This window comes from Streptomyces sp. NTD91 (genome assembly GCF_059510455.1).
On the sequence record NZ_JCAJZW010000172.1, the window covers coordinates 1 to 413 of the forward strand.

1 protein-coding gene is annotated in these 413 nt (G+C 70.2%); it reads right to left on the reverse strand.

Annotated elements, in window-relative coordinates:
• The coding region (locus AC5WRT_RS39100; RefSeq protein WP_496098969.1) for a hypothetical protein at window positions 1-413 on the reverse strand (413 nt) is incomplete at both ends.

Consider the following 413-nt stretch of genomic DNA (forward strand, 5'->3'; position numbering starts at 1 on the left):
GGCCATGCCCGCTCCTCCGTGAGGAGCGCGATGTCACCGGCCGTCCAGTCCACGTGCGAGGACGGCTCCTCCACATGCAGCGAGCGAGGCAGCACGCCGTGCCGCATCGCCATCACCATCTTGATCACACCGCCCACACCGGCGGCAGCCTGGGCATGGCCGATGTTCGACTTCAACGAACCCAGGAAGAGGGGTCGTTCGCGTTCCTGGCCGTAGGTGGCCAGCAGGGCCTGTGCCTCGATGGGGTCACCGAGCGGGGTACCGGTGCCGTGCGCCTCGACGGCGTCGACATCACCCGGCCCGAGTCCGGCACCGGCGAGCGCCTGCCGGATGACCCGCTGCTGCGAGGGACCGTTCGGCGCGGTCAGACCGTTGGAAGCACCGTCCTGGTTCACCGCGGACCCGGCGACCAC